Genomic DNA, 8,847 nt, shown 5'->3' with positions numbered 1-8,847 from the left:
GGACCGCACAGACGCGGCCTGCGCGCGGGCGCACACTCCGGCATGAAGCTTGCGAACGGTCGGTCCGCCCGCGCGACCGCCGTTTCGATTCGCCCCCGCCGCTCGGCGCCGTCCTTGCCTTCACCTTCTGCCCAGGAGCCCCGCCATGCTGATCCGAGTCGGCTACGAACTCGTCTACCAGTGTCCTCAGCCCACGCCGATGATCCTGGCGCTGAACATCCACTATTTGCGCGCCCCCGACATCGTGCGGCCCGACCACTTGGTCACCAGCCCGGCGGTGCCGGTTCGGGGTTACCGCGATCTGTTCGGCAACTGGTGCACGCGCATCGTCGCACCGCCCGGGCGCATCGTGCTGACCACCGATGCGCTGGTCAACGACAGCGGTGAGCCCGACCCGCAGGCGCCCGAGGCGCAGCAAATTCCCGTCGAGTACCTGCCCGAGGAGACGCTGCTCTTCCTGCTCGGCAGCCGCTACTGCGAGACAGACCTGCTCTCCGACGAGGCCTGGCGCCTGTTCGGCAATGGCCCGACCGGGTGGGCGCGCGTGCAGGCCATCTGCGATTTCGTGCACCGCCACATCGAGTTCGGCTACCCGCATGCGCGGGCGACCAAGACCGCCTGGGAAGCCTACAAGGAAGGCAAGGGCGTGTGCCGCGACTACGCGCACCTGGCCATTGCGCTGTGCCGCTGCCTGAACATTCCGGCGCGCTACTGCACCGGCTACCTGGGCGACATCGGCGTGCCACCGCCCCACGGGCCGATGGATTTCGCCGGCTGGTTCGACGTCTTCCTCGGCGACCGCTGGCACACCTTCGATGCGCGCAACAACACGCCACGCATCGGCCGGGTGCTGATGGCGCGCGGCCGCGACGCCTCGGACGTGGCCTTGTCGAGCACCTTCGGCCCCAACACGCTGGAAGGTTTCAAGGTCTGGACCGACGAGGTGGTCGAAGCGGCGGCCTGAACGCGCCGGCCGCTGCTCGCCGCGCTGCGCCACGCGACTCGGGCGGCCGCTTCGAGTGTTTTCATTCGCTCGCCGCCGATGCGGTGATCGCCTGCGCCTCGGCGTTGAGCGCCCGGCCCGGCTGCTGCGGCCGGGTGAGCGGATGCGGCTTCATGCGATTGCTGTGCAGCAGGTCGATCCCGGCCCTGATACCGCCGGCCGCTTGCAGCACGAGCCGCTCGGCGTCGCGGCGCTGGACGTCGGCCGCGATTCCGGCCGCCTCTTCCGGCGGCACGCCGAGCGCGTTCAGCGCGGCCTCGCCGAAGGCGCTGGCCGACTCGAAGGTCTCGCGCATCTGGTAGTCGGCGCCGGCGGCGATGAGCTGCAGCGCGTGGCCGCGGTCATAGGCACGGGCCAGCAGCTGGGTGTTGGGGCATTCGTGCCGCAGCAGCTGCACGATCTTCAAGGCCGCGTCTCGATCGTCGACGCACACCATGATGGCCCGCGCCGTCTTCGCACCCGAGGCGTGCAGCACGTCCAGACGCGTGCCGTCGCCGTAATAGACCTTGAAGCCGAAGCCGGCGGCGCTCTGGATCATCTCGGTGTCGTTGTCGATGATCGCCACGTCGAAGCCGCGCGCCAGCAGCGCCTGGCTGGCCACCTGGCCGAAGCGGCCGAAGCCGATCATCAGCACGCTGCCAGTCAGGCCTGCGGCCGGCTCGATGCCGGCCATCGACGGGGTCGCCGCCGGCAGCATCCAGCGCAGCGCGATCACCGCCAGCGGCGTGAGCGCCATCGAGAGGATCACGATGGCGGTCAGCAGCGCTTCAGCTCGCCGCTCAAGATGCCGGCCGCTACCGCCGCCGCGTACAGCACGAAGGCGAACTCGCCGCCCTGCGCCATCAGCACCGTGCGGTGCAGCGCGTCGGCATGCGAGGCGCGGAACAGGCGCCCCACCGCGTAGATGCCGATGGCCTTGACCACCATGAAGACCAGCGTGCCGCCGATCACCTGCGCCCACTGAATGGCGAACACCGAAAGATCCAGAGCCATGCCGACGCTCAGGAAGAAAAGGCCCAGCAGGATGCCCCGGAAAGGCTCGATGTCGGCCTCGAGCTGATGGCGAAAGCTCGATTCGGACAGCAGCACGCCGGCCAGGAAGGCGCCCATCGCCATCGACAAGCCGGCGAACTGCATCAGCAGCGCGGCGCCCAGCACTACCAGCAGCGCCGCGGCCGTCATCACTTCGCGCGCCCCGGATCGGGCGAGGATGCGGAACATCGGGTTGAGCAGCCAGCGCCCGGCGACCAGCATCGCTGCAAGGGCGCCCAGGGCCGTGGCGATCTGCAGCATCGCCGAGCCGCCGCCGTCGGCCTTCACCGGCGCCATGAACGCCACCGCGGCGAGCAGGGGAACGATGGCCAAGTCCTCGAACAGCAGCACGGAGACGACGCGCTGGCCGCGCGCGGTGGAGGTTTCGCCGCGCTCGTCGAGGATCATCATCACCGTGGCGGTGGAGGTCATCACGAAGCCCATCGCGGCGACGAAGGCGACCGGCGGCGACAGGCCGGCAAGAAGCGCCGCACCCGCGACCAGCGCACCGCACAGCGTCACCTGCACCAGCCCCAGGCCGAAGATCTCGCGGCGCAGGCTCCACAGGCGCTGCGGCTGCATCTCCAGCCCGATGATGAAGAGGAACATCACCACGCCCAACTCGGCCACGTGCAGGATCGCCTGCGGATCGCTGAACAGGCCGAGTCCGAACGGCCCGATCACCAGGCCCGCGGCCAGATAGCCCAGCACCGAGCCCAGGCCCAGCCGCTTGAACACCGGCACCGCGACGACGCCTGCGCCGAGCAGCAGCACGACCTTGAGCAACTCGTTGCCTTGCGCTTCGACGGCCATGCAGACGCTCCGAGAGGTTGGTGTCCGCAGGATTCTGCCCGGCGCTGCGCGCTAGAATCCGCCGCCTGCGCGGGTGTAGTTCAATGGCAGAACGGCAGCTTCCCAAGCTTCATACGAGGGTTCGATTCCCTTCACCCGCTCCACCGCTTGCGTCGACCCGGATCAAGGCGACTTGCCGGCCCTGACCGCATAGCCGGCTTCCCGCCAGGCCTTCATGCCGCTGTCGAGCGCGACCGCGCGCTGAAAACCCATCTGCTGCAAGGTCGCCGCGGCCAGGGTGGAAATCCGGCCGAATTCGCAGCAGGTCAGGATGCGCCGGGTGGGGTCGGGCAGTTCTTCGTTGACCCGGAGTTCGAGCTGACCGCGCGGCAGCAGCCGGGCACCTGCGATGTGGCCGTGCTCATAGGCGTCGCGTTCGCGCACGTCGAGGATGATCAGTTCGGTGTCGCCGGCCCTCACGCGCGAATCGAGTTCCTCGAGCGACATGAAGGGCACCGACGCGGCTGCCTCGGCCAGCATCTCGGAAACCGTCTTGCCGCCGCTCATGTTGGTTCGCAGCGCCTCGGTTATGTGCGTGGGCATGCCGAGATCCAGGCTCTTCATCATCGCCACGAAGGCTTCGCGCTCTCGCACCTGCAGGCGCGGGTTGTCGCGCAGCTCGGCACCGATGGTCGAGTGGCTGCGGCCCTTGTAGTCGTGCGCCGGGTACACGCGCAGCGCCGGGTCGAGCTCGAGCACGCGCTGGAACAGGCTTTCGAACAGGGCATGCGGGTCGCCGCCGGGCAGGTCGGTCCGGCCGGTGGCGCCGATCAGCAGCGTGTCGCCGGAAAAGACGCGGTCCTCGGCCACGAGGCACATCGAGTCGCCGGTGTGGCCGGGCGTGTGCAGCACACGCAGCCGCAGCTTGCCGAGCGCGACCATCTCGCCGTCGTCCACGCGCATGCCGACCAGCGGCGAAGGGCTCGTGCGGTGCATCACCGTCGGCACGCCGAGTTGCTGCGACAGCCGGCGCGTGGCCGAGAAGTGATCGGCATGCGTGTGCGTGTCGATGAGGAACCGGATGCGCAGGCCCTCGCGCGCCGCCAGCGCGAGGTAGCGGTCGATCTGGCTGACCTCGGGGTCGATCAGCGCGGCCGCGCAGGTGTCGGCGCAGCCGACCAGGTAGGACTGGCAACCGCCGGTGGCGACCTGCTCGAAGATCAAGGTAGCTCAGCCAGGCTGCTTGACCACGCGCAGATACGGCTTCGGCGCCTTCCAGCCGGCGGGAAACAGCTTCTTGGCGTCTTCGTCCGACACCGAGCCGGCGATGATGACGTCATCGCCGTGCTTCCAGTTGGCCGGGGTGGCGACCTTGTGCTTGGCGGTGAGTTGCATGGAGTCGAGCGCGCGCAGGATTTCGTCGAAGTTGCGCCCGGTGGTCATCGGGTAGGTCATCATCAGCTTGATCTTCTTGTCCGGGCCGATGACGAAGACCGAGCGCACGGTGGCATTGGTCGCCGCAGTGCGGCCTTCGGACGTGCCCGGCTCTTCGGCCGGCAGCATGTTGTAGAGCTTGGCGACCTCGAGCTCGGTGTCGCCGATCATCGGGTACTTGACCGCGTGGCCTTGCGTTTCCTCGATGTCGCCGACCCACTTGCCGTGGCTCTCGACCGGATCGACCGACAGGCCGATCAGCTTGCAGTTGCGCTTGTTGAACTCGGCCTCCATGCCGGCCATGGTGCCGAGTTCGGTGGTGCACACCGGCGTGAAGTCTTTAGGATGCGAGAACAGGATCGCCCAGCCGTCGCCGATCCACTCGTGGAAGCGGATGCTGCCCTGGGTGGTGTTGGCGGTGAAGTCGGGGGCTGTCTCGTTGATGCGCAGTGACATGGCTGTTCCTCGATCGATGTATGTGAAGGGTCCGACGAAGCGGCGAGACAACTTGCCGTTGCACGATTTGCGCACCACCGGTCGAGCGCCGCAGGGCTACGGCATTATTTGCCCTGCGTTCCCGCTTGCCAACCGGCAGGCAGCAAGACCACAGCCGGATAGCGCCGCGCGAAGTGCGAGCCCAATGCCGCTTTGAGACGAGGAGCTTGAATCAATGACCCTGCCTTGGCGGCTCCTGATCGTCGGCGTGCCACCGAAGGGGCTTGCTGCCTCTGCCTGGGGCCCGTTCGAGATCGATGCCTGCGGCGATCTCGAGGCCGCTCGCGAGCGCCTCGCCACCCTCCGCTTCGATGGCCTGTTGCTGGTGCTGCCAGCGGGCGACGAAGCCCGGCGCCTGCTCTCATGGACGGCGCTGTCTCAGGCCGTGCAGGGTGCGGCGGTGGTGGTGGCGACCGGGCGGCCCGATGCGGCGCTCGCCGGCGCGCTGCTCGAGCGCGGCGTACAGGACGTGGTGGCGCTGGCGGAAGCTTCGACCGAGGCTCTGGCCCGGGCCATGCACCTCGCGCTGCTGCGCAAACGCATCGAGCACCAAGCGCGCAGCGCCCACGTGACCGACCTGGCCACCGGGCTGCCGAATCAGACGCAGTTGCTGGAACACATGGACCACCTGCTGGCCCTGCGCGAGCGCGAGCCGGCACCGATGGCCCTGCTGCTGGTGCGCATCGAAGGGCTGGCCACGGCGCAAGCCTCGCTCGGCGCTGCCGCCGCTGGCGTGCTGCGCCGCAAGCTGGCGGTACGGCTGCGCGCGAGCCTGCGCGCCAGCGACGTGGTGGCCTCGGTGGGTGCTGACGCCTTTGCGGCGCTGCTGGCCTGGATCGATGCGCCCGAGGCCGCCGAGCGCGTGGCTGCCAAACTGACGCTGGCCTTGACGGTCCCGCTGCAGATCGGCACCGGCGAGACCGCCGTGGGGGTGAGCATCGGGATTGCGCATTACCCTGCTCATGGCAGGCAAGCCGAGACCTTGCTTCAACAGGCGTTCGCCCAGGCGGCGGGTGGCGTGGCGCTGGGGCGCGCCGGCTTCGCCAACATCGTGGAACGCGGCGCGTCTGACGCCGCCAACGACGAGGCGCCCCCCGCGTGAGCTGCGCCTTGCGGCGCGAGCTCAGGAGAAGGACAGGCGACGCATCAGGCCTTGTGCTGGATATCGCCCAGGCACAGGTACTTGATCTCGATGTAGTCGTCGATACCGTGGTGCGAACCTTCGCGGCCCAACCCCGACTGCTTGACACCGCCGAACGGCACTTCGGCCGTCGAGATGAGGCCGGTGTTGACGCCCACCATGCCGTACTCCAGCGCCTCGCCGACCCGGAAGATGCGGCCGATGTCGCGGCTGTAGAAGTAGCTCGCCAAACCGAATTCGGTGTCGTTGGCCATCGCGATCGCTTCGGCCTCCGTCTTGAAGCGAAACACCGGGGCCACCGGTCCGAAGGTTTCCTCGCGGGCGCACAGCATCTCGCTCGTTGCCTCGGCCAGCACAGTCGGTGCGTAGAAGCGCTCGCCGACACGCTTGCCGCCGATGACGAGCTTGGCCCCTTTCCCGAGCGCGTCGGCAACGTGGCGCTCGACCTTGTCCAGCGCAGGCGCGTCGATCATCGGCCCTTGCTGGATACCGGCCTCGAAGCCATTGCCGACCTTGATGGTCTCGGCCTTCTCGGCGAGCTTGGCCACAAAGGCGTCGTACACGCCGTCCTGCACGTAGAGCCGGTTGGCGCACACGCAGGTCTGGCCGGCGTTGCGGTACTTGCTGATCATTGCGCCTTCGACGGCGCTGTCGAGGTCGGCATCGTCGAAGACGATGAAGGGCGCGTTGCCGCCGAGCTCGAGCGAGAGCTTCTTGATGGTCGGGGCACACTGCTGCATGAGGATGCGGCCGACCTCGGTGGAGCCGGTGAAGCTCAAGTGGCGTACCGTGTCGCTCGAGCACAGCAGCTTGCCGATCTCGACCGAACGCTCGGCATCTGCCGTTACCACATTGAGCACACCCGCCGGCATGCCGGCACGCTGCGCCAGCTCGGCCACCGCCAGCGCCGAAAGCGGCGTCTGCTCGGCCGGCTTGATGACGACCGGGCAGCCCGCGGCCAGCGCCGGCGCGACCTTGCGCGTGATCATGGCGATCGGAAAATTCCACGGCGTGATCGCCGCGGCCACGCCCATCGCCTGCTTGAGCACGAGGTAGCGCTTGTTGTTGTCGGTGGTGGGCACCGTCTCGCCGTAGACGCGCTTGGCTTCCTCGGCGAACCACTCGAGGAAGCTCGCGCCGTAGCTCACTTCGCCCTTGGCCTCGGCCAACGGCTTGCCCTGCTCGGCGGTCATGATGCGGGCCAGATCGTCGGCATGCTGATGCAGTAGGTGGAACCACTTCATCAGGATGGCGCCGCGCTCCTTGGCAGTCTTGACGCGCCACGCGGGCCAAGCGGCCGCCGCGGCGGCGAGCGCCGTCTCGGTCTCGGCGGCGCCGAGGTTGGCGACCTGGGCCAGTTCTTGGCCGGTGGCCGGGTCGTTGACGGCGAAGCGCGTGCTGGCACCGACCCATTCGCCGCCGATCAGGGCGTCGGTCTTGAGCAGCGACGGGTCGGCGAGAGCGGCGAGGGGCGAAGTCTTCATGTCCATGAGCGAGTTTCTCCTTGTATCGAATCACTGTAGCGCGCGGCTCGACCCGCCACGCCACTGGGGCGAAGCGCCTAAACTCTGGTCGTTTCAACCAAAATAATGCCGCGATGACCACCCAGACCATCGGCCTGTTCGAGGCCAAGACCCACCTGTCGGAAGTGGTGGCGCGGGTAGAAGCGGGCGAGGAAGTCGTGATCACGCGGCACAACCGTCCGGTGGCCAAGATCGTGCCCATCGTCGCCGCCGACCACGATCCTGCTGCGCGTCGCGCCGCCGTCAACGCGCTGCTGCGTTCGGCGCGTGGGCGCAAGCTCGAGCTGGACTGGAAGGCCCTGCGCGAGGAGGGCCGCCGGTGAGCGTGGCCGGGTTCGTGCTGGACAGCTCGGTCGCGCTCGGCGCTTTTTTCGAGGACGAGCAGGACGCCTACTCGCTCGCCGTGTGGCGTTCGCTGGACGAAGCGAGGGCTTTCGTGCCGGCGCTGTGGCACCTGGAAATGGGCAATATCCTGTCCCGTGCACTGAAGGGGGGGCGCATCACGTCGCAGGCGGTGGAGGAGAGCTGGTCGCGCATCGACGTCGTGTCGCTGCAGTCGATCGCGGTTCCCGGCGAAGGTCGACACTGGACGCAGCGGGCCGGCGACTGGGGCCTGTCGGCCTTCGATGCCTGCTACCTCGATCTTGCGCAGCGCCAGCGCCTGCCGCTCGCCACGAAAGACCGCCAACTGATGGCCGTCGCGCGCCGTATCGGTGTTCCCCTCTACCTTGCATCCCTAGTCGAGAGCCGTTCATGAAAACTTCCGAGATCCGTTCCACCTTCCTGCAGTTCTTCGCGTCCAAGGGCCACCAGGTCGTGGTGTCGTCACCCGTGGTGCCGGGCGACGACCCGACCCTGCTGTTCACCAACGCCGGCATGAACCAGTTCAAGGACGTGTTCCTCGGCTTCGACAAGCGGGCCTATTCGCGCGCCACCACGGCGCAAAAGTGCATCCGCGCCGGCGGCAAGCACAACGACCTGGAGAACGTCGGCTATACCGCGCGCCACCACACCTTCTTCGAGATGCTGGGCAACTTCAGCTTCGGCGACTACTTCAAGAAGGAGGCGATCGCCTACGCGTGGGAGTTGCTGACCGAGGTCTACAAGCTGCCGGCGGACAAGCTCTGGGTCACGGTTTATGCCGAAGACGACGAGGCTTACGAAATCTGGAACCGCCAAGTCGGCGTGCCGGCCGAGCGCATCGTGCGCATCGGCGACAACAAGGGCGCGCGCTATGTGTCGGATAACTTCTGGATGATGGGCGACACGGGGCCCTGCGGGCCGTGCACCGAGGTCTTCTACGACCACGGTCCCGAGATCGCCGGTGGCCCGCCCGGTTCGGCCGACGAAGACGGTGACCGCTATATCGAAATCTGGAACAACGTGTTCATGCAGTTCAACCGCGACGAAGCGGGCGTGATGCACAA

Annotated in this window: 8 protein-coding genes, 1 tRNA gene and 1 pseudogene; 6 read left to right on the top strand and 4 right to left on the bottom strand. The window is 67.8% G+C overall.

Features of this window, described 5'->3' with window-relative positions:
- Positions 1-145 precede the first annotated feature (145 nt).
- Positions 146-964 carry a transglutaminase family protein gene (locus H0W38_RS10205; RefSeq protein ID WP_292453514.1) on the top strand — a complete coding sequence of 273 codons (819 nt, stop codon included), beginning with the start codon at positions 146-148 and terminating at the stop codon, positions 962-964.
- Between the two features lie 61 nt (positions 965-1,025).
- Here the strand turns inward: H0W38_RS10205 and H0W38_RS10200 are convergent.
- A pseudogene (locus H0W38_RS10200) lies at positions 1,026-2,848 on the bottom strand (monovalent cation:proton antiporter-2 (CPA2) family protein).
- Positions 2,849-2,917: 69 nt separating this feature from the next.
- Here H0W38_RS10200 and H0W38_RS10195 point away from each other — a divergent pair.
- Positions 2,918-2,991, top strand: a tRNA-Gly gene (locus H0W38_RS10195).
- A gap of 19 nt (positions 2,992-3,010) precedes the next feature.
- On the opposite strand, the gene H0W38_RS10190 is transcribed toward H0W38_RS10195, so the two are convergent.
- Together H0W38_RS10190 and H0W38_RS10185 are read right to left on the bottom strand one after the other, a co-directional pair.
- A complete protein-coding gene (locus H0W38_RS10190) occupies positions 3,011-4,051 on the bottom strand; it encodes an MBL fold metallo-hydrolase (protein WP_292453512.1) in 1,041 nt (346 codons plus the stop codon).
- 6 nt (positions 4,052-4,057) lie between these two features.
- On the bottom strand, positions 4,058-4,717 hold the full coding sequence (locus H0W38_RS10185; RefSeq protein ID WP_292453510.1) for a peroxiredoxin: 660 nt from the start codon (positions 4,715-4,717) through the stop codon (positions 4,058-4,060).
- 214 nt (positions 4,718-4,931) lie between these two features.
- Here H0W38_RS10185 and H0W38_RS10180 point away from each other — a divergent pair, with 214 nt between their 5' ends.
- On the top strand, positions 4,932-5,858 hold the full coding sequence (locus H0W38_RS10180; protein ID WP_292453507.1) for a GGDEF domain-containing protein: 927 nt from the start codon (positions 4,932-4,934) through the stop codon (positions 5,856-5,858).
- A 44-nt stretch (positions 5,859-5,902) separates the two neighbouring features.
- Here H0W38_RS10180 and H0W38_RS10175 read toward each other — a convergent pair whose 3' ends face one another.
- On the bottom strand, positions 5,903-7,387 hold the full coding sequence (locus H0W38_RS10175) for an NAD-dependent succinate-semialdehyde dehydrogenase (protein WP_292453505.1): 1,485 nt from the start codon (positions 7,385-7,387) through the stop codon (positions 5,903-5,905).
- A gap of 107 nt (positions 7,388-7,494) precedes the next feature.
- On the opposite strand from H0W38_RS10175, the gene H0W38_RS10170 reads away from it, so the two are divergent.
- From H0W38_RS10170 to H0W38_RS10160, 3 genes are all read left to right on the top strand, one after another.
- Positions 7,495-7,743: a type II toxin-antitoxin system Phd/YefM family antitoxin gene (locus H0W38_RS10170; protein WP_292453501.1), complete on the top strand. Its 249-nt coding sequence runs from the start codon at positions 7,495-7,497 to the stop codon at positions 7,741-7,743.
- Complete coding sequence (locus H0W38_RS10165) at positions 7,740-8,177, top strand: type II toxin-antitoxin system VapC family toxin (RefSeq protein WP_292453498.1); 438 nt, start codon at positions 7,740-7,742, stop codon at positions 8,175-8,177. Before H0W38_RS10170 ends, H0W38_RS10165 begins: the two co-directional genes overlap by 4 nt.
- A partial coding sequence (locus tag H0W38_RS10160) for an alanine--tRNA ligase-related protein (protein WP_292453497.1) occupies positions 8,174-8,847 on the top strand: 674 nt, incomplete at its 3' end. The genes H0W38_RS10165 and H0W38_RS10160, both read left to right, overlap by 4 nt.

Source organism: Methylibium sp. (assembly GCF_013817365.1).
In the GTDB taxonomy this organism is placed as follows: Bacteria; Pseudomonadota; Gammaproteobacteria; order Burkholderiales; family Burkholderiaceae_C; genus Methylibium.
The sequence above is the reverse complement of the archived record's forward strand: the minus strand, read 5'-3'. Positions and strand labels throughout refer to the sequence as shown.